This is a genomic window from Streptomyces sp. OR43 (genome assembly GCF_008042275.1).
Taxonomy (GTDB): Bacteria; Actinomycetota; Actinomycetes; order Streptomycetales; family Streptomycetaceae; genus Streptomyces.
Genome location: NZ_RDBK01000043.1, coordinates 755,645 through 781,711 on the forward strand (window position 1 = coordinate 755,645; position 26,067 = coordinate 781,711).

Here is a 26,067-nt window from a genome sequence, read left to right on the forward strand (position 1 = left end):
CCCGCCCCTTCCCGTAACCGGGGCTCCGCCCCGGACCCCGCTCCTCAAACGCCGGAGGGGCTGAAAGGGCCGACGGCGGGGGCCCTGGGGGGGGTTAGCGGGATGGCCTGCGGATCAGGGTGAGGACCTCGTCGCGTACCGCCGTCATCGTTTCCTCGTCGCCGGCCTCGACGTTCAGGCGCAGCAACGGCTCCGTGTTCGACGGGCGGAGGTTGAACCACCAGTCCGGGGAGGTGACCGTGAGGCCGTCCAGGTCGTCGGTGGTCACGTTCTCGCGGGTGGCGAAGGCGGTCCGGACGTCGGCCGTGCGGGCCTGCTGGTCGTCGACCGTGGAGTTGATCTCGCCCGAGTCGGTGTAGCGGTCGTACTGGGCCACCAGCGCCGAGAGGGGCTCCTCCTGGCCGCCGAGGGCGGCCAGGACGTGGAGGGCGGCGAGCATGCCCGTATCGGCGTTCCAGAAGTCGCGGAAGTAGTAGTGCGCCGAGTGCTCGCCGCCGAAGATCGCGCCGTGTGCGGCCATCTCCGCCTTGATGAAGGAGTGGCCGACCCGGGTGCGGACCGGGGTGCCGCCGTGTTCGCGTACGACCTCCGGGACCGAGAGAGAGGAGATCAGGTTGTGGATGACCGTGCCACGGCCGCCGTTGCGGGCCAGTTCCCGGGCCGCGACCAGGGCCGTGATCGCCGACGGGGAGACGCCCGCGCCGCGCTCGTCCACGACGAAGCAGCGGTCCGCGTCCCCGTCGAAGGCCAGGCCGAGGTCGGCGCCCTCGGCCACCACCCGGGCCTGGAGGTCGACGATGTTCGCGGGGTCGAGCGGGTTCGCCTCGTGGTTCGGGAACGTGCCGTCCAGCTCGAAGTACATCGGGACGAGTTCGAGCCGCAGGCCCGCGAAGACCGTCGGGACCGTGTGGCCGCCCATGCCGTTGCCCGCGTCCACGACCACCTTCAGGGGCCGGATCGCGGACAGGTCGACGAGGGAGAGCAGGTGGGCGGCGTAGTCGGTGAGCGTGTCGCGTGCGGTCACCGTGCCGGGGGCGGTGGCCGGTTGCGGTGCGCCGGTCTCCGACCACTTCTCGACCAGCGTGCGGATCTCGGCCAGGCCGGTGTCCTGGCCCACGGGAGCGGCGCCGGCCCGGCACATCTTGATGCCGTTGTACCGCGCCGGGTTGTGCGAGGCCGTGAACATCGCGCCCGGCAGGTCCAGTGACCCCGACGCGTAGTACAGCTGGTCGGTCGAGCAGAGACCGATCATGGTGACGCCGGCTCCGCGGGCGGCCGCGCCCCGGGCGAAGGCTCCCGACAGGGCGGGCGACGTGGGGCGCATGTCATGGCCGACGACGATCGCGTCCGCGGCCGTCACCTCGACGAACGCCGCCCCGAACAGCTCGGCCATCGCCTCGTCCCACTGGTCGGGCACGACTCCGCGCACGTCGTAGGCCTTCACGAGCTGCGACAGATCTGCGGTCACGGGCCGTTCCTCCTGAGGTCTCTTCGGACCGCCAAACTACCCGGCGGCCCGGATCGCCTCACGCTCCGGGCGGCAGCCGCTCAGGAGTCGGGGGAGCGCAGCACGCGCAGGTGGCCTCTGCGGCCGACCTCCATCGGGTCGGCGGTGCGCGGGCCGCCGCCCCTGGCGCCGTCGGCGCGGTCCTGGGGACGCGCGGCCTCCCGTACGGCGTTGGCCAGCGCTTCGAGGTCGTCGCCGCTGGGGCGGGCGGGCGCGGAGGGGTCGGAGAGCCGGACGACCTCCCAGCCACGGGGCGCGGTCAGGCGCTCACTGTGCTCGGCACAGAGGTCGTAGCAATGGGGCTCGGCGTAGGTGGCGAGCGGGCCGAGGACCGCAGTCGAGTCGGCATAGACGTACGTCAGTGTCGCGACGGCAGGGCGGCCGCACGCGGTGCGCGAACAGCGACGTACAGGGCTCACGATGTTGGACGGTACCGCACTCTTGAGCGGGCTGCGACGACTCTCCCCCGGCTCACCCCACCGTGTCGCCCTGTGAGCTCGGGCACAGACTGGCCCCGGGCAACTCCCCTGACCTGCACGGGAGGAGAGGGGGCCAAGTCGCGGCGGCACCGATTCCGGTCACCACCCGGCGCAAAACCTGTCATACGACAGAGAATCCCCGATCACGAGCGAGGCCTGAAACGGGTCGCCCCATGGCCGGATCGGTCAGGAACGATCAGGCCGGTTCCTGCCCGGTCGGCCTCGGGCCCCTCGCCCGCCGGAGGGTTACGCTGCGTCAGTGATGGACAGTCCCGTACCTCCCCTCCCGTCCGAGCCCCGGCCTCGGCGCCGTGACCGGCACGGCCGCGGCATGCGCGGCCCCGTCGCCCCTCCCCAGGTGCCGCTGTCGGCCAGCAGGGCGGACAGTTTCCGCGATCTGGTGCAGGACTCGGTGGAGCGGCTGGAGCGGCGCTGGCCGCAGCTGGCCGAGGTCGACTTCGTGGTCCTCGACGTGCCGGGGACGTCGGAGGAGACCGTGCCGCTGGGAAGCGCGTTGTCCGCGGAGAAGGAACGGCCGGCGCAGATCGTCATCTACCGCCGCCCCGTCGAGATCCGCACCAAGAGCCGTGACGAGCGTGCGCTGCTGGTGCACGAGGTCGTGGTCGAGCAGGTCGCGGAGCTGCTCGGTCTCTCGCCCGAGTCGGTCGATCCCCGGTACGGGCAGGAGTAGTACGGGCAGGAGTGGGCGGCCGTACGGGGGCGGGGGCGGGCCGTCATGCGGCCCGCCCCCGTACGGCGTCAGTCGTCCAGGACCGACAGGTCCTGTTCGGCGGCCGGCACCTCGACCGTTCCGCGGTCGTCGGGCAGCGTCTGCACCGTGAACATCGGGATGCCGTCCATCGGGACCGTCAGCGTGCGGGCGGCGTGGACCGGGCCGCCCGACTGCGTCTCGACGGTCAGCGCGTACGTGCCCTTGAGCCCGGCCGGTACGGGCGGGATGACCGCGAGGGTCGTACCGGCGGCGACCTTGTACGTCTTGCTGACCGGGGTGCCGCCCTTGCTGCCCGCGGACGCCGTGACCTTCACGGTGCCGGCGGCGCCGGGGGCCGTCAGCGAGAGGACGGATCCCTTCGCCCGGTTGTCGGCGGCGGTCGCCTGCGCGCCCACCGGGCCCGTCGCCGGGATGTAGCCGACCTCCTGCTTGTCGCCCTTGCCGCGGACCACCCGCAGGGCGGCCACCACCGGGGTGGCCTTGCCCTTCTCGGCGGGGGACAGGAGCAGGGAGCCGGGCTCGCCCCTGGTCAGGGCCTTCAGGTCGACGCCCACGGTCATCTGCGACTTGACGTGGAGTTCCTCGTTGCCCGCCGGTGAGATCGCGCCCGTCCTGCCGAGCAGCTTCACCGTGAGGTCGGCGTCGTCCTCACCGGGGGCGAAGGCCACCAGCCGCACCGAGGTCGCGTCCGCCGGGATGCCGGGCAGGACGAGGGTGCTCGCCGGCTCGGTGGAGGCGGCGAGCCAGTCGCTGCCGCTCTTGTCGTCCGCGGTCCTGACGACCGCCCCGACGCGGCCGCTCCGGGTGGTGACATGGACGGTCACATCGTCCTCGGCCTTGTTGGTCAGCGTCGAGATGAGGACGCGGATGCCGGACCGGGCGGGCACCGTGATGTCTTCGCCCACCTCGGACTTGAGCGGGCCTTCCGGACCGTACAGCTCGATGTCGGCGACTGCGGCGGTGTCGTCCGGGTTGGTGAGATGGACGTAGTCCTCGCGGGACTTCGCCGTGCTCGCCGCCGGGAACCAGAAGTCGGTGTCGGGCACGGTGCAGCCGGTCCCGAGCAGCCCGCGGGCGTCGCCCGCCTCGACGGTGGTGGTCTGCTGGGCGGTCCAGCCGGGGGCCAGCCGGCCCGTGGCGGTGCCGACGAGGGCCGGGGCGTCCGCGCCGGACACCTCGGCGGTGGCCGGCTTGCCGGGCTCCTTGAGGAGGACGACCGGCTTGTCCGGGTCCGCCTTCCCGGTCTTCTTGTCCTTGTCCTTCGCGGTGTCCTTGGCCGCGTCCTTGACGACCGTGGACAGGAGTTCGGCCGTGCCGGCCGGTCCCGCGGCGGCACCGCTCTTCGTCGCCGGGGTGAAGGAGGTGTACTCCGTCTCCGCGAGGTCGGACAGGCCCGGGGCGGGGCAGAGCAGGCTGGAACGTTCGACGGGCAGCCGGGTGGCCGCCTTCGCCGTCGTCGTGCCACCGCCGTCCGGCGCGGTGACCGCGGCGAATCCGGTGACGGCGGCGAGGGCGACGGCCCCGGCGATGAGGGACAGGCTGGTGGACTTCACTCGGACTCGCCTCGCGATGCGTTACGGGTCGGCCACGGGTTCTGGCCCGGGGCCTGGTTCCCGTCGGGGTTCTCGTCGGGGTTCTGCGGGTCGTACGCGTTCTGCTCGCCGTAGGCGCCCTGGGTGCCGTACTGACCCGTGCCGTACTGGCCGGCGTCGTACGGGGCGTTGTTGCCGTACTGGCCGTCGGGGTCGTACTGACCGCCGTTGTCCTGCGACGGAAGGCTGCCGTACTGACCCTGGGCGTACGGGGGGTACTCGCCCTGCTGCTGCGGATAGCCGTACGCGTCGTAGCCTGCGGCGCCGTCGGGCTGCTGCTGCGCGGCACCGTACTGGCCCTCCGGGTACTGGCCTTGCTGGTACTGGCCCTCCGGGTACTGCGCGTAGCCGGCGCCCTGGTACTGCTGGGTGTCCCATTCCCCGTACTGCTGCTGCGGCACCGCCGCGTACTGGCCGGTGTCGCCGTCCGTCTGCTGGGGGACGAAGACGTCCTGGCCGGTGTCGGCGTCGGTCGGCTGGGGCACGAAGGCGTCCTGGCCGGCGTCGGTGTGGTGGCCGGTGTCGAGCGGTTCCTGCCCCGGGGGCAGGCCGGTCTGCTGGGCGGGGACGTGTTCCGCCCGCTCCCGTGCGGCCGCGGGCTCGCCGGCGTCGAAGCTCTCGCCTTCGTCGCCCTCACCCTCCGCCAGCGCGGCCGCTCGCAGCCTGCGGGCCCGGCGCCCCTCACCGGCGACCGGCTCGGCGGGGACCGGTGCGTCCGCCTCGGGCAGGTCGTCGTCGATCTCCCGGCGGCGGCCCGGCAGGGCCAGGACCAGCAGGACCACGGTGAGCGCGGCCTGGATCCAGATCCACACGGAGTGTGTGAAGGGCGTCTCGTAGGTGAGGTCGAGCTTGCCACCCTCGGCGGGGAGTTCGAAGCCCTGCGCCCAGCCGTCGACGGTCTTGCGGGTCAGCGGCCGGCCGTCGAGCGTGGCCTGCCAGCCGGGGTCGGCGGCGTCGGCGATCCGCAGCACCCGGCCCGCGCCGCCCGGCTCGATCTCGGTGTGCGCCTCGACGGGCCCGGAGCCGACCGGGAGCTGCTCGGCGGCGGCGGCCGCCGGGACGATCATGACGCGGGCGACCTGTCGGTCCACCTGCCAGAGCGCGCTGCCGTCCAGCTGGCTGAGGCGCCTGAGGCCGGGCGTCGCGTCGAGGACCCGGCTCATCTGCTTCGGTGCCCCGTCCCGGACGAGGACGTAACGGATGGCGAAGCTGCGGAGCTGGCTGCCCTGGTCGGCGCCGGAGCCCGCGACCAGGTTGGCGACGACCTTGTCGAGGTAGCTGTTGCCGTCGCCCGCCGCGGCCAGTTCGGCATCGCCCAGGCGTGCGCCGGAGCCGCGGATCAGGGTGTACGCGACGGAGCCGGGCGAGGTGCCGCCGAGCACCAGGGTGCGCGGCTGGTCCCGGGTGCTGCTCTCCTCGGCGACGAACGCGGGCACCTGCACCGGGTCGCGGCGCTCCAGGGGTCCCGCGGCGCCGCCGATCATCCAGCCGGCGGCGGCCAGCACGGGGGCCACCCCGGCGGCCAGCGCGATCAGGACCGCGACCGGCTGGCGCCAGCCGAAGCTGAGCTCGGCGACGCGGATGCGGGCGCCGTCCGCGCCGACCAGCGCGGCGGCGATGAGCGCGGCGCCGTAGACGAGGGTGGCGGGTCCGGCCCAGCCGGAGCCGTTGGCCAGCCCGGCGAAGGCCAGGGCCACCAGGGCGACGGCCCAGGCCGTCCGGGCGGCGAACTGCCGCTCCCCGCGCAGCAGCGCGGCCAGGGCCGCGAGCACGATGCCGAGGAGCAGGACGCCACCGGCCGCCTTCGGGCCGCCGGGGCTGATCCCGAGGAGGTCCAGCGCGGAGGCCGAGCCCGAACCGGTCTCCAGTCCCGCTTCCTTCAGGAACGACGAGGGGCTCGTCAGGAGCGAGAGCGACCAGGGCGCGAGAACCAGCAGGGGGGTGCCGACCGCGGCGAGGAAGCGGAGGCCGTAGGCCGTGATGTCGCGGCGGCGCAGGGCCAGCACGCCGATGCCGAGGACCACGGCGAGCGGCCAGACGATGGGGGTGAACGCCATCGCGAGGGTGAGCAGCAGGGTGTACGCCCAGGTGGCGCGCCAGCTGCCGCGGCTGTCACCGCCACCGCTTCGCATGCCGTGCGCGGAGACGGCCGCGCGGGCGATCAGCGGAAGCAGGACGGCGAGGACGGCGGTACCCAGACGGCCGGTCGCCAGGGCGCCCGTCGCGGCGGGCAGGAAGGCGTACGCGACGCTGGCCCAGGCCCGCAGCAGCCGCGACGGAAGCAGCGGACGGGAGACGAAGTACGCGGTGAGTCCGGCGAGCGGGACCGAGCAGACCAGCAGCAGGGTGAGCGCGAAGCCGGTGGAGCCCAGGAACAGCGCGGACAGGGCCGAGATGACGCCCAGGTAGGGCGGTGCGGTCTGGGTACCGCCGGTACCGACGGTGTGCCACCCGTCCGCGTAACGGCCCCACAGGTCGGAGACGTCGCCGGGTGCGGGCAGCAGGACGCCTCCGGCCAGGGCTCCGCCGCCCAGGAGGCTGCGGCAGGCGACGAGCGAGACGAGGAGCAGGAGGGCGAAGAGGACCGGGCCCGGCTTGCGCCCGACGCGCTTCAGCCTGGCGAACTGGTCGATCTCCAGGAAGTCGGCGTCGTCGCCGCCCGGGCCGGACTCGACGGCTCCGTGCCGTGAGCCGCCGGACTCGGTCTCCGCGCCGCCGCCGAAGTTCCCGGCGACCTGTTCCACGGTCGCGCGGACGGTGGCGCCGGGGGCAGGGAAGAGGCCGCGCAGTTCGGCCGGGTCGACGACGCCCTTGCCGCGGTCGCGCCGGGCGGTGAGGATCCGGCCGGGGCGCAGCAGGGTGCCGAGGAGGCCGGTGACCTCGTCGAGTGCCTGGCCGGGCACCTTGCCGACGAGATAGGCGAGCGTACGCAGCAGCGTGCCCAGCACGAGTCTGAGCAGCACCCAGGGCAGCCGCTTGCCGGGAGCGTTGACGAGCATGGTGTAGACGGCGCCGGCCTTGTCGACGCGGTGCGGGCTGGAGACCGAGCGGCCGGCGCAGTCGATGGGGCGGCGTTCGCGGGCGGACGCCTCGGCGTGCCGCAGGACGGCGTCGGGCGCGATCAGCACCCGGTGTCCTGCCATGTGGGCGCGCCAGCACAGGTCGACGTCGTCGCGCATCAGGGGCAGCCGGCGATCGAAGCCGCCGAGCTCCTCCCAGACGTCCCGGCGGATCAGCATGCCCGCGGTGGAGACGGACAGGACGGTACGGACCTGGTCGTGCTGGCCCTGGTCCTGCTCGCGCCGGTCGAGGCCGGTCCAGCGGCGTCCGCTGTTGGCGATCGAGACGCCGACTTCGAGGAGTTGCCGGCGGTCGTACCAGCCGCGGAGCTTGGGGCCGACGATCGCGGCGTGCTGGTCGTTGTCGACGACGCGCAGCATCTCGGCGAGCGCGTCGGGCTCGGGGGCGCAGTCGTCGTGCAGCAGCCAGAGCCACTGCACCGGTTCGCCGTGCGGCAGGTCCGGCAGGTCGTAGGCGTCGTCGCGCCAGGACCTGGTGACGGGGTCCCAGCCGCTCGGGCGCTTCAGGTACGGCAGGTCGTCCGGAGTCAGGACGCCGGCGGTGCGGCTCGCCTCGTCGACGGCCGTGCCGAAGCCCGTACGCCGCGCGAGGTGCAGGACGCGGTCGGCGCCGAGCGCCTCGGTGACCAGGCGCGCGGAGTCGTCGGCGCTGCCGGTGTCGGCGGCGACGGCGTTCTGTACGGGGCGTTCCTGCCCGAGCAGCCCGGCGAGCACGTCGGGCAGCCAGCGTGCGCCGTCGTGGGAGACGAGCACGGCGGTGACGACGTGCCGGGGGAACTCTGGGGCGGCGGCGGCCGCGTACGGCGCCGTTGCTTGGCTGTGCACGGACATCGAGGTACGGGCCCTCCGGCCGGGTCCGGGGGACGTCCCCCGGGGGCTGCATCGGTGTACACGCGCGCCCTGTCGGGTCGTTGGCGCGTCTCGGACGGGGCCCCACACTAACGGTACGGATAACCGGGGTGGCGCGGAGCGGCCGAACGAGAGCGGCGGCGCAGCGGTGGAGGACGGCCCGCACCCGGGTCCGGCACGGCGACGGAGGGTGCCGGGGGCGGGGCGGGACGCCGGCGGTACGGCAGCGGGACGCCGGGGTGAGGCGGCGGAGCGGCCGGGGTACGGCAATGGCCCGCCGCCTGCGGGCAGGGTGCAGGCGGCGGGCCATGGGCGTCGGCGGTCGGCCGCCGGTCCGGGGAGCGGCCCGTTCCCGGGGTCCGCTTTCTCGCGGGCGGCCTTCGGGCCGGGTTCCGGTATCTCGCAGGCGGCCTTCGGGCCGGGGCGTTCGCGGAGGGAGCCGGGTCAGACCGCGGCCTTCTTGAGGCGCCGTCGCTCCCGCTCGGAGAGGCCGCCCCAGATGCCGAATCGCTCGTCCTTGGAAAGGGCGTACTCCAGGCATTCGGACCGGACTTCGCAGGCGAGGCAGACCTTCTTGGCCTCGCGGGTGGATCCGCCCTTCTCGGGGAAGAAGGACTCGGGATCGGTCTGGGCGCACAGTGCGCGCTCCTGCCAGCCGAGTTCCTCGTCCGCGTCCTCGACCAGCAGTTGCTGGAACAGCTCGGTCATGTGCGCCCCTCGTCTGTCTCTTGCGTCCCCGTGATGCGGCCGTTATCGAATCGGCCGAACGACACGAGTGAAATTACAAGTGTGTAGCTTCGGGCCAGTCAAGCTCAGATCTGCTATTGGGCCCGGTATTCACTCTGCGGAACCAAGCGTATGCGTAAAGTGTGCAAATCACCAAAAACCTGACATATGCCAGGGGTTTCGCCACACCCTCGCCCGCCACAGGGAAGAACTCCCGGGAGGGCGCACACGTTGCGATTCGATCACCGAAGCGATCAAGATCACAGTCGGGTCACAGGGGCTCGACCGCGTTTGCCGCGGCGGTTGTTGCGCCACATCTCCAGTGCGGGAGGTGCATAAACCTTTCTCCGCATGGAGTAACCGGATGAGGTGAAACATTAGCCCCAAATCGGTCATTGGGTTGACAGTCGGCGATTCTCCGGTTCTCCTTGATGTCATGCCAGCGACCTCAGCCATGCGCACCACCCACATCCGTGGGTTCCGCAGCGCTGTTCAGGCCCGCTGTTGCTGTTCCAGCTGTCTCAGCTGTTGAAGCCCTCGCGCTCCAGCCCGACACAGCTCCTCCCGGACCCCCGGCCCTCCTCCGCGCTGCTTCCCGCCTCCGCGGTCACCCGGCTCCCAGGTCCTGCGACACCCCTGCATCCGCACCGCGCCACTTGCACCCCTGCCGAGGAACCACCGCAGCCATGAACAGCGACAGCGACCTCCAGATCGCCGGCGACCTCCTCGAGGTCCAGCACCTCCTGCGCCCCGCCCGTGAACACCCCGCCACCGTCGCGGAATTCGTCGGGCTGGCCCGCTCCATCGCCGCCGACCGCTCCCAGTGGGCCCACCTCGTCCGGTACGACGCCACCACCCGCTGGTACCACCGGCTCCGCACCGGACCCGGCTACGAGATCTGGCTGCTCAGCTGGGTCCCCGGCCAGGGCAGCGGCCTGCACGACCACGGGCCGTCCTCCGGCGTGCTGACCGTGCTGGACGGCGAACTGACCGAGCGTACGGACCGCGGCCGGCGGACTCTGGACGCCGGTTCCCAGCGTGTCTTCGCCCCCGGCTACGTCCACGAGGTGGCCAACGACTCCCTCGAACCGGCCGTCAGCCTGCACGTCTACTACCCGGGCCTGACCGACATGCCGATGCACACCGCGCAGTGCGCGGCGGCCGTCGCCCTCTGAAGGGCCGACTCCACCAACCGCGTTCCTCCCAGCAGTCCCACCCGTCACCCGCCACCACCCCGACAAGGATCAGGCTTCGCCTGACAGACTGATCGCATGCGCATTGTGGTTCTGGCCGGCGGTATCGGTGGTGCTCGTTTTCTGCGTGGCCTCAAGGAGGCCGCGCCCGACGCGGACATCACGGTGATCGGCAACACCGGTGACGACATCCATCTGTTCGGCCTCAAGGTCTGCCCCGACCTCGACACCGTGATGTACACCCTCGGCGGTGGCATCAACGAGGAGCAGGGCTGGGGCCGTACCGACGAGACCTTCCACGTCAAGGAGGAACTCGCCGCCTACGGCGTCGGCCCCGAGTGGTTCGGGCTCGGCGACCGTGACTTCGCCACCCACATCGTCCGTACGCAGATGCTCGGCGCGGGCTATCCGCTGAGCGCCGTCACCGAGGCGCTCTGTGCGCGCTGGAAGCCGGGGGTCCGGCTGCTGCCGATGTCCGACGACCGGATCGAGACGCATGTGGCGGTCGACGTCGACGGCGAGAGCAAGGCCATTCACTTCCAGGAGTACTGGGTGAAGCTGCGCGCCTCCGTCCCCGCGCAGGCGATCGTGCCTGTCGGCGCCGAGCAGGCCAAGCCGGCGCCGGGCGTCCTGGAGGCGATCGCCGGGGCCGACGTCATCCTCTTCCCGCCGTCGAACCCCGTGGTGTCCGTCGGGACCATCCTCGCCGTGCCCGGGATCCGGGAGGCCATCGCCGAGGCCGGGGTGCCGGTCGTCGGCCTCTCCCCCATCGTCGGTGACGCGCCGGTGCGCGGGATGGCGGACAAGGTCCTGGCCGCGGTGGGCGTCGATTCGACGGCCGCGGCGGTCGCCCAGCACTACGGTTCCGGGCTGCTCGACGGCTGGCTCGTCGACACCGTGGACGCGGGCGCGGTGGACGAGGTGGAGGCGGCGGGCATCCGCTGCCGCTCGGTGCCACTGATGATGACCGATGTCGCCACGACCGCCGAGATGGCTCGGCAGGCGCTGGCGCTCGCCGAAGAGGTACGGGCATGAGCGCGGCCGGGCAGGACGCCGCGCCCTCGTACCGGGTGTGGGCGCTGCCCGGGATGCCCGAGGTGCGGGCCGGGGACGACCTCGCGAAGCTGATCGCCGCCACCGAGCCGGGTCTCGCCGACGGTGACGTGCTGCTCGTCACCTCGAAGATCGTCTCCAAGGCCGAGGGCCGGATCGTCGAGGCCACCGACCGGGAGGCGGCGATCGACGCCGAGACGGTACGGGTGGTGGCGCGGCGCGGCACGCTCCGCATCGTGGAGAACCGGCAGGGCCTGGTGATGGCGGCCGCCGGGGTCGACGCGTCGAACACCCCCGTCGGGACGGTCCTGCTGCTGCCCGAGGACGCGGACGCCTCGGCGCGGACGATCAGGCAAGGGCTGCGGGACACGCTCGGTGTCGACGTCGGCGTCGTCGTCACGGACACCTTCGGGCGACCGTGGCGCAACGGGCTGACCGATGTCGCGATCGGCGCGGCCGGGGTGCGGGTGCTGGACGATCTGCGGGGCGGCAGCGACGCGTACGGCAATCCGCTGAGCGCGACTGTCGTCGCCACGGCGGACGAGCTGGCCTCGGCCGGTGACCTGGTCAAGGGCAAGGCGGACGGGCTGCCCGTCGCGGTCGTCCGGGGGCTCGGCCATGTCATGGACCCGGCCGCTGCCGAGGGGGCCCGGGCGATGGTGCGGGTCGCGGCCGACGACATGTTCCGGCTGGGCACGTCCGAGGCGGTGCGCGAGGCGGTGACCCAGCGGCGTACGGTCCGCGAGTTCACCGACGAACCGGTGGACCCTGGCGCGGTGCGCCGTGCGGTGGCCGCGGCGGTGACGGCGCCCGCGCCGCATCACACGACGCCGTGGCGGTTCGTGCTGCTGGAGTCTCCGGAGTCCCGGACCCGGCTGCTGGACGCGATGCGGGACGCGTGGATCGCGGACCTGCGGCGGGACGGCAAGAGCGAGGAGTCGATCGCGCGGCGGGTGAAGCGGGGCGATGTGCTGCGCCGGGCGCCGTATCTGGTGGTGCCGTGCATGGTGATGGACGGCTCCCACACGTACGGGGACGCGCGGCGGGACGGGGCGGAGCGCGAGATGTTCGTGGTCGCCGCGGGCGCCGGGATCCAGAACTTCCTGGTGGCCCTGGCCGACGACCGGCACCCCGGCCTCGGCGATGGCCTCCCGGATCCCGGGCACGGCGAGGATGGTCCCGACGGACACCACGGGGTTCGACGGCGGGAAGAGGATGACGTCGGCCCCGGCGATCGCCTCCAGGACGCCGCCTGCGCCCGAGCACCTCCACCGTGCCCCGGGTCGGGTGGGCGACCGCGCCGAGCAGCTTGAGCGGGGGCGCTGCCCCCGGACCCCCGGTCCTCAATCGCCGGACAGGCTTGAAGGGGCCGACCGGTCCACACGAGCAGGCGGACGGAGTCCGTGTCACAGACGGGCGATGTTGCGCGGCTGCATGCGTGGGGCCCGGCGGGACGGGGTGTTGTCCGAGAGCATGATCAGACGGGTGGCCCGGTGGCGCTGGCCCTCGTACGGGGCGAGCAGGGCGAGCATCTCGTCGTCGTCGGCGTTCCGGTTGCCGGCCAGTGCGTGGCCGACGATGCCGGGCAGGTGGAGGTCGCCGACCGTCACCGCGTCCGCCGCGCCGTTCGCCCGTTGCAGGGTCTCGGCGGCCGTCCAGGGGCCGATGCCGGGGATCGCCTGGAGGCGGGTCATGGCCTCGGGCAGTTCCATGGCGGACGCCTCCTCCATGCGGCGGGCCACCCGGACCGCGCGCAGGATCGTCGCCGAGCGCTTGCTGTCCACGCCCGCGCGGTGCCACTCCCAGGACGGGATCAGCGACCAGGTGCGGGCGTCCGGCATGACGTAGAGGCCGTACTCCTGCGGGCCCGGCGCCGGTTCTCCGTAGGTGCGGACCAGCAGCCGCCAGGCGCGGTAGGCCTCGTCCGTGGTGACCTTCTGCTCCAGCACCGACGGGATCAGGGACTCCAGCACCAGGCCGGTGCGCAGCAGGCGCAGGCCCGGGCGGCGGTGGTGGGTCACGGCGAGCAGGCGGTGGCGCGGGGTGAAGGCCGCCGGGTCGTCCGCCTCGCCGAGCAGGGTGGGGAGCTGGTCCAGCAGCCAGGACGCGCCCGGACCCCAGGCGGCTGCCTGGATGCGGCCGTCACGGGCGACGACATGGAGCGTGCCGGGGCCCGCGGGGGTGCGGCTGGCCCGGCGGACGGAGCCGTCCGCGGACATCCGGAACGTGGGGTCGGCGGGGCCGCGGCGCAGCGGGCCGAGGACGAGCCGCAGGTCGAGCGGGCCCGGCGGGGTCCAGTCGCGGGTCAGCGGCGCCGGGACGGGCGTCGCCGCCGCCTGGTGCGGGACGGCCGCGCGCGGGGCGCTGCGGGGAGCGAATCGTCCTGCCACGGATGAGGTCCTCGGGAGTCGGGGGTGCCTGTCGAGGGTACGGCGGATTCCGGCCACTCGGGGAGACCATGGGAGGAGTGGCCGGTCCGGTCATTCGTCCGAGGAGAACCGTACCGAGGCGGCGGGGAGGTGTGCCCCGCACCAGATGCGGACGCCGTCGCGCAGTTCGTTGTCGGCGCCGACCCTGGCCCCGTCGCCGATGACCGCGCCCACCAGCACCGTACGGCTGCCGATTCTGGCCCCCGCTCCGACCATGGAGTCCGTGATCACGGCGCCCGGTTCGACGACGGCGCCCGCGAGCACGGTGGAGCCGTCGATCCTGGCGCCCGCGCCGATGACGGCGTCGGCGCCGATCACCGTACCGCCGGAGAGTTTCGCGTCGGGGGCGACGGAGGCGGTCGGCAGGACGAGGCGGTCGCCGCACCGGCCGGGGACGGCCGGGGAGGGCGCGCGGCCGAGGACCAGGTCGGCGGAGCCGCGTATGAACGCCTGCGGGGTACCGAGATCCAGCCAGTACGTGGAGTCGACCATGCCCTGGAGGTGGGCGCCGTCGGCGAGGAGTCCGGGGAAGGTCTCGCGCTCCACGGAGACCGGGCGGCCCGCCGGGATGGTGTCGATGACCGACCTGCGGAAGATGTACGCCCCCGCGTTGATCTGGTCGGTGACGATCTCCTCGGGCGTCTGCGGCTTCTCCAGGAACGCGGTGACCCGGCCGGTGTCGTCCGTCGGTACGAGGCCGAAGGCGCGCGGGTCGTCGACCCGGGTCAGGTGGAGGGAGACGTCCGCTCCGGAGTCGGTGTGCGTGGTGACCAGGGCACGGATGTCGAGGCCGGTGAGGATGTCGCCGTTGAAGATGAGGACCGGTTCGTCCGGGCCCGAGGTGAGCCGCCGGGCGACGTTGCGGATGGCGCCGCCGGTGCCGAGCGGTTCGCGTTCGGTGACGTACTCGATGTGCAGGCCGAGGGACGAACCGTCGCCGAAGTGCGGCTCGAAGACCTCCGCGAGGTACGACGTCGCGAGGACGATGTGCTCGACCCCGGCGGCCCGGGCACGCGCCAGCTGGTGCGTGAGGAAGGGGACGCCCGCTGCCGGAACCATGGGTTTCGGGGTGTGCACCGTGAGCGGGCGCAGCCGGGTTCCCTTGCCGCCGACCAGGAGGATCGCTTCTTTTGCCTCTGTCACAGCACTGTCTCTGCTTCCTGCTGGGGCCGGGCCGGCGAACAACCGCTTCTTTCGGCTGGCCAGTGTATGCAGACCGGAGGAGGGGTCCTTCGGTCAGCGGCCCGCAGCAGGTCTCCGGCGCGTCCGGCGCCGGTTCACGGCTCCTTGCGCGTCAGCGGCCCTGCAGCTTGGCCGAACTCGTCCGGGCCGTGCCGAGCTTCTTGTAGAGACGCGCTCCGGGGCATTCGGTTGCGAATCCGTCCCGGTGGCCGGAGATGACGTTGAGTTTGACCTTCTTGCCCTTCTTGTACTTGTTGCTGCCGCCCGAGGTCAGGGTGACCTTGCCCTTCGGATTGGCGCCGAACAGGCCGAGCTTCCAGGCGGTGAGCTTGGAGACGGCGTTGACGGCGGCGGCCGGCGGGTTCGACGAGGTGAAGGTGCCGAGCACGGCGATGCCCATGGTGTTGGTGTTGAAGCCGAGGGTGTGCGCGCCCATGACGGCCTTCGTCACGCCTCCGGCGCGGCCCTCGTAGATGTTTCCGCACTTGTCGACGGCGAAGTTGTAGCCGATGTCCCGCCAGCCGCTGCTCTTGACGTGGTAGCGGTAGATGCCGCGCAGGACCGAGGGTGCCTGGGAGCACGTGTAGTTGTTACCGGTGGCGCTGTGGTGGATGAAGGCGGCCTTGACGCTCTTCGTATAAGCGAAGCCGCTCTCGCGGAGCTTCTCGTCGGCGCCCCAGCCCTTGCGGGTGACGATGCGCGGCCGGGGGCCGATGTACGGCTTGGCGGCGGGCGCGAGGCCGGCGGCCTCCTCGGTCTCGGCCCTGCTCAGGGCGGGGAGCACGGTGGCGCCGAGCGAGGTGGCGCGGTCGGCGCCCGCCGCGCCGGTGGCGGGGAGTTCCTGCGGGTCCTTGCCGGGGTCGACGAGTTCCAGGTGCAGGCCGGCGGGCAGCGGTACGGGGGCCTCGGCGCCCTCGACGGGGGTCTCGGGGCGTACCCGGACCTCGACACCGTCGGATTCGCCGACCCAGAGCGGGGCGGTGGAGCCGCGGGCGGCACCCGAGTCGCGCTCGGCGGTCCCGGCGTCGGCGGAGTGCTCGGCGTTGTGCGTCTCCAGGTCCTGCCAGTCGGACCAGCGGTCGGTGCCGGTGGCCCGGGTGCGGACCTGGGCGGTGCCGTGGAGTTCGGTGTTCACGTCGTCCCAGACGACGCCGACCAGGGAGAACGGCCGGACGTCGCGCTCGGGCAGTCCTTGTTCGGCTGCCGCGGCGGCGGGTGCGCCGGTGGCCCTCACGGAGGGTGAGGCCGGCGGGTTCAGGGCCAGGGACTGCGTCGAACCGGGCACTTCGGCCGGTCCGGACGCCTCGGCGGGAACGGATCCCGCGGTGGCCGGGTGGGCGGTGGTGTCGGGTGCGGCGCCCGCAGGCGCGGCGAGCGGCAGGACGAGAGCTGCCGCGCAGGTGACACCCATGGAGGATGCAAGGAAGGCACGCATACAAATGATCCTGGGCACAAGCGCACCACTCCGGCGACCCGGACTTTTCCGGCCAATTGACGGCTCGTCTGCCGAACCGGTGTACGCGGCACCCGCCGTACCCGGCCCCGCCCGGCACGCCCGCGTACCCTTCTGCGCATGAACGCCAGCGACCGCACCCCTGCCGACCTGCTGCGTTCCGCGCTTGCCGCGGACCCGGCCCGCCCCATGGTCACTTTCTACGACGACGCCACCGGAGAGCGGGTCGAACTGTCGGTGGCCACCTTCGCCAATTGGGTGGCCAAGACGGCGAACCTGCTGCAGGGCGACCTCGCCGCGGAGCCCGGCGACCGGCTCGCGCTGCTGCTGCCTGCGCACTGGCAGTCCGCGGTCTGGCTGCTGGCCTGCGCCTCGGTGGGCGTGGTCGCCGATGTGCAGGGGGATCCCGCCGCCGCCGATCTCGTCGTCTCCGGGCCGGACAGCCTGGACGCCGCGCGGGCCTGCCGCGGTGAGCGGATCGCGCTGGCGCTGCGCCCGCTGGGCGGGAGGTTCCCGCAGGCTCCCGAGGGCTTCGCGGACTACGCCGTCGAGGTTCCGGGCCAGGGCGACCGGTTCGCCCCGTTCGCGCCCGTCGACCCGGACGCTCCGGCGCTGACCGTGGGCGGCGTCGGGTTCACCGGGGCGGAGCTGGTCGCGCGGAGCCGTGCGGACGGCGCGGCGCTGGGCCTGGGCGCCGGATCGCGGCTGCTGTCGGGGCGTACGTACGACACCTGGGACGGTCTCAGCGCGGGGCTCTTCGCACCGCTCGCCACCGGGGGTTCCGTGGTCCTGTGCCGGCATCTCGGGCAGCTGGGCGAGGACGGGCTGGCGCAGCGTGTCGAGAGCGAGCGGGTCACGCTGAGCGTGTGACGGCCGACGGGCGGGTGGCTTCCGCCAACACCGCGGTATGACAAGCGGTCCGAGGACCACCCGTCCGGCCCAGCATGGGCCGAGCCCTCCCGTCGATGCGTCAACTCCGGTACATGATCTGCGGTACAGACCACTCGAGGCACAACCAAGCGTGAGGTTCAGCCGTCTACTTCTGCGACCGGCGGCCCTCCGCGCTGCCGAATGTGAAGGATGGACGCAGACGTGACCGAAAGCGCCGGCCCGCCGGCCGACCCCGACGACCCGGCCACGGGCGGGGACCGGAAGCCCGACAACCCGGATACGGGCGAGGAGCGGGCGCCGGACGGGTCGCCCGGCGGCAACGACGCCCCGGGCAGCGGCCCGAAGGACGGCCCGGGCGGTGAGACGCGCAGCGGATCCGGCAGCGGGCCTTCGCACGGAGCGCCGCCGGAGGGCTCCGGCGGGCCGGGCGCGACCGTCGACATCGTCGTCAAGCGCAAGCGCCACTGGGTGCGTTGGACCGCGCTCGGCGCCTCGTTCGTCGTGCTCATCGCCGCGGGCGCCGGCTGGTGGCTGTACAAGAAGCTGGACGGCAACATCCGGACGGACACCTCCGCGGCCGCCGAGCTCAGGGCGTACGAGAAGGAGCGTCCCTCCGTCGTCGTCCACAACGCGGAGAACATCCTGCTCATCGGCTCGGACAGCCGCGCCGGGGACAACCGCAAGTACGGACGCGACGACGGCGGCAGCCAGCGTTCGGACACCACGATCCTGTTGCACCTGGCCGCGGACCGGAAGAGCGCCACGGCCATGTCCATCCCGCGCGACCTGATGGTGAACATCCCGGAGTGCCACAAGCCGGACAAAACCCTCAGTAAGCCGCAGTTCGCGCAGTTCAACTGGGCCTTCGAGTCCGGCGGAACCGCCTGCACCATCCGTACGGTCGAGAAGATGACCGGCATCCGCATCGACCATCACATGGTCGTGGACTTCAGCGGCTTCAAGAACATGGTCAACGCGGTGGACGGGGTCGAGATCTGCCTCAAGGAGCCGATCGACGACAGCGCCGCCCACCTCAAGCTCGCGGCGGGCCGCCAGAAGCTCAACGGCGAGCAGGCACTGGGGTACGTACGCGCCCGCAAGTCCATCGGCAACGGCAGCGACACCGAACGGATGGACCGCCAGCAGCAGTTCCTGGGTGCCCTGGTGAACAAGGTGCAGAGCAACGGGGTCCTGCTCAACCCCACCCGGCTCTACCCGGTCCTCGACGCGGCCACCAAGGCGCTGACCACGGACCCGGGCCTGGACAGCCTCAAGGACCTCTACGACCTGGTGCGCGGCATGCGCAACGTACCGACGGACCAGGTGCAGTTCCTGACCGTCCCGAGGCAGCCGTACTCCGCCAACGCGAACCGGGACGAACTGGTGCAGCCGGATGCGGACAAGCTGTTCAAGCAACTGCGCGACGACAAGCCCGTCGCCGTCGTGCCCGCAGACCAGCTGAAGGATGACGACGGAAAAAACACTGACGCCGCCGACGCCTCCGGTCCGACCCCCACACCCACCTACTCGGGGAACAATGCGGCAACGGACCTGTGTAAGCAGTAAAGCAATGACCAAGCGGACATCAACGTTCGGCGTGCAATGGGAAGAATGCCCGGTTGTAAGGGCCGTGGAATATGTCACGCCCGTCGCTCGCCGGCGAACGGGACGGATAGTGTGACGCGATCCGGTGCTTCCGGCCATCCGGCCGCGCACTTCCGGAGCGAAAGACTGAGCGCCTTATCGGGGGAGGCGCCTCGCGTGGCACCGACGGAGGACTCAAGCGACCGTGGATGCACAAGGCCGTGGGCGGGCGGAAGAAATCGATCCCGCAGACCAATGGGTTCTCAACCCGGACACCGGCGACTACGAACTGCGACTGAACAATTCCGGAGGGGATTCAGCCGGGGCGTCAGGAGTTTCGGGTCCGCGGGGTTCCGGGCGCAGAGGTGCTCCCCGTGAAGGCGGCGGCGAGAGTGCGCGCCGCGCCCGTGAGGTGCCGCGGCAGGGTGGCCGGCGTTCGTCCTCCGGCACCCGTGCCCAGGAGGCCGCGGCTGCCGCCGAGAACACCGCGGGCAGGCGCAAGCGCAAGGCTCCCAAGACCCGTCGCAAGAAGGTCCTGCTCTGGACGGGCGGCGTGATGGCCTTCCTGCTCGTCGCCACCACCGCCGGCGGGTACTGGCTGTACCAGCACTTCAACGGCAACCTGAGCTCCGTGGACATCGGCGACCGCGGCAACAAGGACGTCGTCACCGCCAACGCGCCCCTCAACATATTGATCATCGGTACCGACAAACGGACCGGCAAGGGCAACGAGGGCTACGGCGACAAGGGCAGTACCGGGCACGCGGACACGAACATCCTGTTCCACGTGTCCGAGGACCGCACCAACGCCACGGCGATGAGCATCCCCCGCGACCTCATCACCAACATTCCGGACTGCAAGGCGAAGCAGACGGACGGTTCCGAGAAAACCATCCCGGGAACCCAGAACGTCCGGTTCAACACCAGCCTCGGCCAGGACGGCCGCGACCCGGGCTGCACGATGGACACCGTCAAGGAGCTCACCGGCCTGAGCGTCGACCACTTCATGATGGTCGACTTCAACGCGGTGAAGACCCTGTCCACGGCGGTCGGTGGCGTCGACATCTGCCTGGCCCACGCGGTCAAGGACGACAAGTCGCACCTCGACCTGCCGGCGGGCCCGCACAACGTCCAGGGCGAGGAGGCGCTGGCGTTCGTACGGACCCGGCACGCCTACGCCAACGGGAGCGACCTCGACCGGATCAAGGGCCAGCAGCAGTTCCTCGGCTCGATGGTCCGCGAGATGAAGTCGAACGACACGCTGACGAGCCCGAAGAAGCTGTACAAGCTGGCGGACGCGGCGACCAAGGCGCTGACGGTCGACTCGGCCATCGACTCGGTGCCGAAGCTGACCACGCTGGCCAAGGAACTCACCAAGATCGACACGAAGAACATCACGTTCGTCACGCTGCCGGTGATCGACAACCCGGCGGAGCCCACCCCGGTCACGGTGGTCGTGGACCCGGTGAAGGCGCCCCAGCTGCTGTCGATGATGCAGGAGGACACCTCGCTGACCGAGGTGGCCGCGCAGAAGAAGGCCGCCAAGAGCAAGCAGGACGCGCTGCTCAAGGGAACAAAGGCGGCGGCGGCCGATGTGCGGGTCGACGTCTACAACGGCGGCGAGATCCCCGGCGGCGCCCAGCAGACCGTTACCTGGCTCCAGAACAACAAGGGTGTCCTGAAGTCCACGAACAAGGCCAACGCCCCGGCGAAGGCCGCCAAGACGACGCTCGAATACGCGCCGAACCAGGCCGACCAGGCCCGGGCGCTCGCCGAGATGATGGGGCTTCCCGCCACGGCGATGAAGCCGGGCACGAAGGATGCCGTGGGGCTGCAGGCGATGGTGCTGACGCTGGGGGCGGACTTCAAGGGCGCAGGCACCCCCATCGCCGGACCGACGAAGATCGACATTCCGAAGGCCAGCGCCGACAAGGAAGTGTGCGCCAAGTGACACCAGGTCACCGCGCAATATCGCGAGTCTGAACAGCAGGGGGGTCCTGGTGGGACGAAGCAGCACGCCCGGGGAGGGGACGCGACCACGCGTCCGTCATGCCGGCCAGCTCGGCTGGGACGACGACCTCTACGAGGACGGTGACGGGGACAGCGGCAAGGATGCCGCGAAACCCGGGACCGGCGGAAGCGGAGACGGCAGTGGCGACGGCAGTGGCGGCCGACGAGCGGCGGGCCACGGCCGGAGCCGTGGCCGGCCCCGCCGCGCCCCCAAGAAGAAGAAGCACCGCGTCCTGCGCTGGATAGCCTTCTCGCTCGCGTTCCTCATACTCGGCACCGGCGCGGCCGGTTATCTCTGGTACGAGCACCTGAACAGCAACCTCCGCAAGGGAGAACGCAGCGCGGGCAACAGCGCGGCGAAGAAGAAGGCGCCCAACGCCGCGGGCCAGACCCCGCTGAACATCCTGCTGATCGGTTCCGACGACCGGAACAGCAAGGAGAACCTGAAGCTGGGCGGGTCGAAGAAGAGCGTCGGCGCGACTCCGCTCGCCGATGTCCAGATGCTGCTCCATGTGTCGGCCGACCGGAAGAACGCCTCGGTCGTCAGCATCCCGCGGGACACCCGCGTGGACATCCCGGCCTGCGAGAACCCCAAGACTCACACGAAGTACCCCGCGAGCAACGGCCTCATCAACGAGACGCTCCGCGGGGGCCCCGGCTGCACGCTGGACACCTGGGAGCAGCTCACCAACGTCTACATCGACCACTGGATGATGGTCGACTTCGCCGGTGTGGTGGACATGGCCGACGCCGTGGGCGGCGCCTGGGTCTGTGTGAAGCAGGACGTCAACGACGTGCCCAAGCCGAACGTGCCCGGCGGCTCCCACCTGCGGCTGACGGCGGGCAAGCACAAGATCCAGGGCGAGACCGCCCTGAAGTGGCTGCGCACCCGGCACGCCTTCGAGAGCGACTTCGGCCGGTCCAAGGCCCAGCACATGTACCTGAACTCCGTGCTGCGCGAGCTGAAGAGCCAGAACGCGTTCACGGACACCGGGCGCCTGATGAACCTCGCCGAGACCGCGACCGAGTCGCTCCAGGTCTCGGAGGAGATCGGCACGGTGAAGAAGCTGTTCGACCTCGGCATGCAGCTCAAGAACGTGCCGCTGGAGAAGATGAACATGCTGACGATGCCGCGGATCCCGGACCCGAAGAACCCCGAGGCCCACGTGCTGCCGAAGCCCGGCGCCTCCGACAAGCTCTGGGCGCTGCTGCGCGACGACCAGTCGCTCGACCCCAAGGACCGTGCCAAGGCGGCGCAGAAGGTCGCGGCCGGTCCGAAGGCCGGCGCTCCCGCCTCGCTCGGTGTGACCGTCGTCAACGGAACCTCCGCCGACGGCCAGGCACCGACGGAGGGCCGGGCCGGGGACATCCGGGACCTGCTGAAGGCCAAGGGCTTCACCGAGGCGGACACCTCGACCGAACCCGGAAAGGCGCTGACGACCGAGGTCACCTATCCGCACAGTGCCGGCGCCCAGGGCAAGGCGGACGCGCTGTCCGTCGCCAAGGCACTGGGGATGCCGACCAGCACGGTGTCGGAGACGCCGGACGGGGCCGGGCTGACGCTCACGGTCGGCTCGGACTGGCGGTCCGGCTCGACGTTCCCGAAGGCCGTGGAGGACGACAGCGACCCGCTGGAGGGCACCGAGTCGGTCAACGGAGCCAAGACGGACGACTGCATGGACGTGTACTGGCCGTACCGCCAGATGTAGCGCACGCGCCGCACATACGAGAGGGGCGCCCGGTTCTCACCGGGCGCCCCTCTCGTATGTCCGCCTGCGCGGTGCCGGCCGCTCAGGCCACCGGCGTGCCCGGCTCGGTGAGGGCCGGGCGGCGGCTGGCGATGACGCGCTTCGCCAGCGAGCGCGGGCTCGTCAGGAAGCCGTAGCCCCACGACATGTGCATGGTCGCCAGCGCCACCGGGATCTGTGCCCGCGCCTTCAGCGACAGGCCCTTGCCCGCCGGCAGCGAGCCCGCGACGATCGCCGCGACGTAGCCGGCCGGAACGACCAGCGCCCACGGGGTCACCGCCGCGCCCACCACGAGGCCCGCCGCGATCGCGACGACGGCGGTCGGCGGGGCGAGGTAGCGCAGGTTGATCGAGCCGGGGTGGTAGCGGGCGACGACGTGGCGCCAGCGGCCGTAGTCCTTGTACTGCTTGGCGAGCGCCCGGACGGAGGGCCGCGGGCGGTACTGCACCCGCAGCTCGGGCGAGAACCAGATCAGGCCGCCGGCCTCGCGGATACGGAAGTTCAGCTCCCAGTCCTGGGCGCGGATGAACTCGATGTTGTAGCCGTCCGCCCGCTCCAGGGCCTCCCGGCGGAAGACACCCAGGAACACGGTCTCGGCCGGTCCCGCCTCGCCACCGGTGTGGAAGGCCGCGTTGCCGACGCCGATCTTCGACGTCATGGCCGCGGCGACGGCGTCCTCCCAGGCGTTCTCGCCCTCGGCGTGCATGATGCCGCCGACGTTCTGCGCGCCCGTCTCCTCCAGGAGGCGTACGGCCGTCGCGATGTAGTCCGGCGACAGCATCCCGTGGCCGTCCACGCGCACGACCACCGGGTGGCGGGAGGCCTTGATCGCGGCGTTGAGCGCGGCGGGGGTGCGGCCGGTGGGGTTCGGCACGGTCTGGACCCGGGGGTCCTCCGCGACCAGCTCGGCGGCGATCGCGTCCGTACGGTCCGTGGACGGGCCGAGCGCGATCACCACCTCCATCTCACCGGCGTACTCCTGCTCCAGGATGTGCCGGACGGAGTTCCGGAGATGCCGCTCCTCGTTGAGGACCGGCATGATCACGGAGACGGCGGGGTGCTGCGCGGCAGACATGTGGTCCTCGGGGGGTCCTCGGGGGCGCCGGGGGTCTCGCACCCCACCAGGCGGGCGTATTCGGCCGCCACGTTACCGCGAATGGGGGACAGCGGCGCGCGCCGCCGGCCTGCTGCCCGGGATGGAGATCGTATGGGCCTACCGTGCGAACGGTCCCCCTTGCACCGCGGAGGTGTCCCCCCGTGCCCACGCCGCACCGCTCGCCCCGTCCGCCGAGGCCCCGCACCGCTCCCCCGCAGCCCAGACGGGCCAGGAGGAAGCGGGACGAGAGGCCGCGCTGGGGCATGCGGGCGGCGACCACGCTCTCCGTCCTGGTGCTGGGCGCGGGCGGCATCGGCCACGCCGTGGTGACGAACCTGGAGTCCGGGATCGACCGGATCGACCCGTTCAAGGACATGAAGAACCGGCCCGCGGGCGGCGACGGCATGAATCTGCTGCTGGTCGGCACCGACGGCCGCGACAAGATCACCGCGGCGGAGAAGAAGAAGTACCGGCTGGGCGGTGCGCCCTGCCACTGCACCGACACGATCATGCTCGTGCACCTGTCCGCGGACAAGGAGCGCGCCAGCGTCGTCAGCCTGCCGCGCGACAGCTACGCCGAGATCCCCGAGCACCGGGACGCGACGACGGGCAAGGAGCACGCGGCCCACCCCGTGAAGCTGAACGCCGCTTACGCCGAGGGCGGGCCGAATCTGACCGTGCGGACGGTCGAGCACATGACGGGCGTCAAGATCGACCACTATCTGGAGGTCGACTTCACGAGCTTCATGACGACGGTCGACACCCTCGGCGGCGTGAAGATCTGCACCGCCCGGCCGATGAAGGACTCCTACACCGGTCTCGATCTCGCCGCCGGCACCCATGAGCTGGACGGCGGCCAGGCGCTCCAGTACGTAAGGTCCCGGCACATCGACGGCGCCGCCGACCTGGGCCGGATGCAGCGCCAGCAGAAGTTCATGGCCTCGCTGATCAAGCAGGCGACAAGCAGCGGGGTGCTGCTGAACCCGGTGAAGTTCCGTGAGGTCGCCTCGACGATGCTGAAGTCGGTACGGGCCGACAAGGGCTTCGGTACGGAGCAGATGCTGGAGCTCGGCCAGGCGATGCGGGGCTTCTCCGCCGCCTCGTCGGAGTTCACCTCGGTGCCGATGGGGGACGTCGCGTACCAGGTCAAGGGCATCGGCTCGACGGTCAAGTGGGACGCGAAGAAGTCGAAGCAGCTGTTCCAGGCTCTGCGCGACGACAAGCCGCTGACCGTCGCCCGGCCCAAGCAGGCTCCGGCGAAGAAGGTCGACGTCCCGCCGAAGCAGATCCGGGTCCAGGTCTACAACGGGACCCCCAAGGACGGCCTCGGCTCCACGGTGGACGCCGCTCTGCACGCCACGGGCTTCGACACGACCCGCGCCCCGCTCACCGCACCGCAGCGCGATGTGAAACACACCCTGGTCACGTACGACCCGCGCTGGGACCGGTCCGCGAAGTCCCTGGCGGCGGCACTGCCGGGGGCCGAGCTGAAGGCCGTGAAGGGGCAGGGCGGCACGATGAAGGTGACGGCGGGCGCGGACTACGCGAAGGTCGAGCGGGTACGGGCCGAGGAGCCCGATCCGGGCAGGTTCGGCGCGGTGAAGGGCGACGAGGTGGTCTGCCCGTAACGATCCGAGGACTCGGAGCCCTCAGTCCTCGATGCCGTCGGCCGCGCGCTTCTCGCGCAGTTCCTTGATCGCGCGGCGCCGGGCGAGGCGGTGGGTGCGCCGGATCTGCGCCTCCTGGTAGCGCCGGTTGTCGCGCTCCGTCTCCGGGATCACGGGCGGCACCCGGCGCGGCCTGCCGTCCGCGTCGACCGCGGCGAACACCAGGTACGCGCTGCCGACCTGCGAGGCCGGGGTCGACTCGTTCCAGCGCTCGGCCATGACGCGGACGCCGACCTCCATGGAGGAGCGGCCGGTCCAGTTCACCTGGGCGCGGACGTGAACAAGGTCACCGACGCGGACCGGCTCCAGGAAGACCATCTCGTCCATCGAGGCGGTCACCGCGGGCCCACCGGAGTGCCGGCCGGCCACCGCGCCCGCCGCGTCGTCGACCAGTTTCATGATCACTCCGCCGTGCACCGTACCCAGCAGATTGGTGTCGCTGCCCGTCATGATGTGGCTGAGAGTGGTCCGGGAGGCCGCGGTGGGCTTGCCCGGAATGTCGCCCTCCGGGCGCGGGGCCTGATCTGTCATGCCCTCCACCTTATGCGGGCGCGATGGGGTCATATGCGGGGGCCGGGGGCGCGTCGCTTTGCATCAGCTTCGCAACAGCCCTGGTCCGATTTCCCTCACACCCTGTAAGAGCGGTGGCCCGGACCTGCACACTGGATCGCATGAACGATTGGCCCGAGGGTTGGACCGACGACGACCGCAGCGGAAACCGCTACGGGCAGGGAAGCGCGAGCAACCGGCCCGAGAGCGCCCGCTCGATGCCGCATGTCCAGCGCCGCCCCGCCC

General features: G+C 71.8%; 18 protein-coding genes and 2 pseudogenes. 9 read left to right on the forward strand and 11 right to left on the reverse strand.

Annotated features, from left to right (window positions below):
• Nucleotides 1-94: 94 nt before the first annotated feature.
• Entirely contained in the window at nucleotides 95-1,468 is a 1,374-nt protein-coding gene (locus EAO72_RS21740; RefSeq protein ID WP_148018974.1) for a phosphomannomutase/phosphoglucomutase, read from the reverse strand.
• A gap of 80 nt (nucleotides 1,469-1,548) precedes the next feature.
• Complete coding sequence (locus EAO72_RS21745; RefSeq protein ID WP_187285166.1) at nucleotides 1,549-1,926, reverse strand: DUF3499 domain-containing protein; 378 nt, start codon at nucleotides 1,924-1,926, stop codon at nucleotides 1,549-1,551.
• Between the two features lie 322 nt (nucleotides 1,927-2,248).
• On the opposite strand from EAO72_RS21745, the gene EAO72_RS21750 reads away from it, so the two are divergent.
• On the forward strand, nucleotides 2,249-2,677 hold the full coding sequence (locus EAO72_RS21750) for a metallopeptidase family protein (RefSeq protein ID WP_148018975.1): 429 nt from the start codon (nucleotides 2,249-2,251) through the stop codon (nucleotides 2,675-2,677).
• Nucleotides 2,678-2,745: 68 nt separating this feature from the next.
• On the opposite strand, the gene EAO72_RS21755 is transcribed toward EAO72_RS21750, so the two are convergent.
• From EAO72_RS21755 to EAO72_RS21765, 3 genes are all read right to left on the reverse strand, one after another.
• On the reverse strand, nucleotides 2,746-4,272 hold the full coding sequence (locus EAO72_RS21755) for a DUF5719 family protein (protein WP_148018976.1): 1,527 nt from the start codon (nucleotides 4,270-4,272) through the stop codon (nucleotides 2,746-2,748).
• Nucleotides 4,269-8,222 (reverse strand): glycosyltransferase, encoded by a 3,954-nt coding sequence (locus EAO72_RS21760; RefSeq protein WP_148018977.1) that lies wholly within the window; start codon nucleotides 8,220-8,222, stop codon nucleotides 4,269-4,271. Before EAO72_RS21760 ends, EAO72_RS21755 begins: the two co-directional genes overlap by 4 nt.
• A gap of 462 nt (nucleotides 8,223-8,684) precedes the next feature.
• The gene (locus EAO72_RS21765) at nucleotides 8,685-8,948 is read right to left on the reverse strand and encodes a WhiB family transcriptional regulator (RefSeq protein ID WP_018103995.1); all 264 of its coding nucleotides are present in this window, start codon (nucleotides 8,946-8,948) and stop codon (nucleotides 8,685-8,687) included.
• 704 nt (nucleotides 8,949-9,652) lie between these two features.
• Between EAO72_RS21765 and EAO72_RS21775 the strand changes: the two genes are divergently transcribed.
• From EAO72_RS21775 to EAO72_RS21785, 3 genes and pseudogenes are all read left to right on the forward strand, one after another.
• On the forward strand, nucleotides 9,653-10,141 hold the full coding sequence (locus EAO72_RS21775; RefSeq protein ID WP_148018978.1) for a cysteine dioxygenase: 489 nt from the start codon (nucleotides 9,653-9,655) through the stop codon (nucleotides 10,139-10,141).
• Between the two features lie 96 nt (nucleotides 10,142-10,237).
• On the forward strand, nucleotides 10,238-11,194 hold the full coding sequence (cofD, locus tag EAO72_RS21780; protein WP_148018979.1) for a 2-phospho-L-lactate transferase: 957 nt from the start codon (nucleotides 10,238-10,240) through the stop codon (nucleotides 11,192-11,194).
• Nucleotides 11,191-12,339: pseudogene (locus EAO72_RS21785) on the forward strand (coenzyme F420-0:L-glutamate ligase); the annotation flags it as partial. The gene cofD and the pseudogene EAO72_RS21785, both read left to right, overlap by 4 nt.
• Here EAO72_RS21785 and EAO72_RS43830 read toward each other — a convergent pair.
• From EAO72_RS43830 to EAO72_RS21805, 4 genes and pseudogenes are all read right to left on the reverse strand, one after another.
• A pseudogene (locus EAO72_RS43830) lies at nucleotides 12,328-12,468 on the reverse strand (2-phospho-L-lactate transferase CofD family protein); the annotation flags it as partial. The pseudogenes EAO72_RS21785 and EAO72_RS43830 sit on opposite strands and share 12 nt — an antisense overlap.
• Before the next feature lie 150 nt (nucleotides 12,469-12,618).
• Nucleotides 12,619-13,602 carry a DNA-3-methyladenine glycosylase family protein gene (locus tag EAO72_RS21795; RefSeq protein ID WP_148018980.1) on the reverse strand — a complete coding sequence of 328 codons (984 nt, stop codon included), beginning with the start codon at nucleotides 13,600-13,602 and terminating at the stop codon, nucleotides 12,619-12,621.
• A 90-nt stretch (nucleotides 13,603-13,692) separates the two neighbouring features.
• The gene (gene manB / locus EAO72_RS21800) at nucleotides 13,693-14,784 is read right to left on the reverse strand and encodes a mannose-1-phosphate guanylyltransferase (protein WP_148018981.1); all 1,092 of its coding nucleotides are present in this window, start codon (nucleotides 14,782-14,784) and stop codon (nucleotides 13,693-13,695) included.
• Nucleotides 14,785-14,935: 151 nt separating this feature from the next.
• The gene (locus EAO72_RS21805) at nucleotides 14,936-16,258 is read right to left on the reverse strand and encodes a peptidoglycan recognition protein family protein (RefSeq protein WP_148018982.1); all 1,323 of its coding nucleotides are present in this window, start codon (nucleotides 16,256-16,258) and stop codon (nucleotides 14,936-14,938) included.
• A 138-nt stretch (nucleotides 16,259-16,396) separates the two neighbouring features.
• Between EAO72_RS21805 and EAO72_RS21810 the strand changes: the two genes are divergently transcribed.
• The 4 genes from EAO72_RS21810 (at nucleotide 16,397) to EAO72_RS21825 (ending at nucleotide 22,470) form a co-directional block, all read left to right on the forward strand.
• Nucleotides 16,397-17,146 (forward strand): TIGR03089 family protein, encoded by a 750-nt coding sequence (locus EAO72_RS21810; protein WP_148018983.1) that lies wholly within the window; start codon nucleotides 16,397-16,399, stop codon nucleotides 17,144-17,146.
• Between the two features lie 222 nt (nucleotides 17,147-17,368).
• Complete coding sequence (locus tag EAO72_RS21815; protein ID WP_148018984.1) at nucleotides 17,369-18,733, forward strand: LCP family protein; 1,365 nt, start codon at nucleotides 17,369-17,371, stop codon at nucleotides 18,731-18,733.
• Nucleotides 18,734-19,163: 430 nt separating this feature from the next.
• Nucleotides 19,164-20,702 (forward strand): LCP family protein, encoded by a 1,539-nt coding sequence (locus tag EAO72_RS21820; protein ID WP_148018985.1) that lies wholly within the window; start codon nucleotides 19,164-19,166, stop codon nucleotides 20,700-20,702.
• A 49-nt stretch (nucleotides 20,703-20,751) separates the two neighbouring features.
• Nucleotides 20,752-22,470 carry an LCP family protein gene (locus EAO72_RS21825; protein WP_187285168.1) on the forward strand — a complete coding sequence of 573 codons (1,719 nt, stop codon included), beginning with the start codon at nucleotides 20,752-20,754 and terminating at the stop codon, nucleotides 22,468-22,470.
• Nucleotides 22,471-22,552: 82 nt separating this feature from the next.
• On the opposite strand, the gene EAO72_RS21830 is transcribed toward EAO72_RS21825, so the two are convergent.
• Nucleotides 22,553-23,584 (reverse strand): glycosyltransferase family 2 protein, encoded by a 1,032-nt coding sequence (locus EAO72_RS21830; RefSeq protein ID WP_148018986.1) that lies wholly within the window; start codon nucleotides 23,582-23,584, stop codon nucleotides 22,553-22,555.
• A gap of 182 nt (nucleotides 23,585-23,766) precedes the next feature.
• Here EAO72_RS21830 and EAO72_RS21835 point away from each other — a divergent pair, with 182 nt between their 5' ends.
• Nucleotides 23,767-25,233, forward strand: coding sequence for an LCP family protein (locus EAO72_RS21835; RefSeq protein ID WP_459112826.1), 1,467 nt, complete (start codon nucleotides 23,767-23,769; stop codon nucleotides 25,231-25,233).
• Nucleotides 25,234-25,254: 21 nt separating this feature from the next.
• Here the strand turns inward: EAO72_RS21835 and EAO72_RS21840 are convergent, their stop codons facing one another.
• A complete protein-coding gene (locus tag EAO72_RS21840; protein ID WP_148018987.1) occupies nucleotides 25,255-25,803 on the reverse strand; it encodes an acyl-CoA thioesterase in 549 nt (182 codons plus the stop codon).
• Between the last annotated feature and the right edge of the window lie 264 nt (nucleotides 25,804-26,067).

Excerpts from the sequence above, each read along its gene's own strand:
- cofD (WP_148018979.1), top strand. The coding sequence starts at position 10,238 with ATGCGCATTGTGGTTCTGGCCGGCGGTATCGGTGGTGCTCGTTTTCTG.
- EAO72_RS21750 (WP_148018975.1), top strand. The coding sequence starts at position 2,249 with ATGGACAGTCCCGTACCTCCCCTCCCGTCCGAGCCCCGGCCTCGGCGC.
- EAO72_RS21760 (WP_148018977.1), bottom strand. The coding sequence starts at position 8,222 with ATGTCCGTGCACAGCCAAGCAACGGCGCCGTACGCGGCCGCCGCCGCC.
- EAO72_RS21830 (WP_148018986.1), bottom strand. The coding sequence starts at position 23,584 with ATGTCTGCCGCGCAGCACCCCGCCGTCTCCGTGATCATGCCGGTCCTC.
- EAO72_RS21805 (WP_148018982.1), bottom strand. The coding sequence starts at position 16,258 with ATGCGTGCCTTCCTTGCATCCTCCATGGGTGTCACCTGCGCGGCAGCT.
- EAO72_RS21775 (WP_148018978.1), top strand. The coding sequence starts at position 9,653 with ATGAACAGCGACAGCGACCTCCAGATCGCCGGCGACCTCCTCGAGGTC.
- EAO72_RS21810 (WP_148018983.1), top strand. The coding sequence starts at position 16,397 with ATGAACGCCAGCGACCGCACCCCTGCCGACCTGCTGCGTTCCGCGCTT.
- EAO72_RS21840 (WP_148018987.1), bottom strand. The coding sequence starts at position 25,803 with ATGACAGATCAGGCCCCGCGCCCGGAGGGCGACATTCCGGGCAAGCCC.
- EAO72_RS21765 (WP_018103995.1), bottom strand. The coding sequence starts at position 8,948 with ATGACCGAGCTGTTCCAGCAACTGCTGGTCGAGGACGCGGACGAGGAA.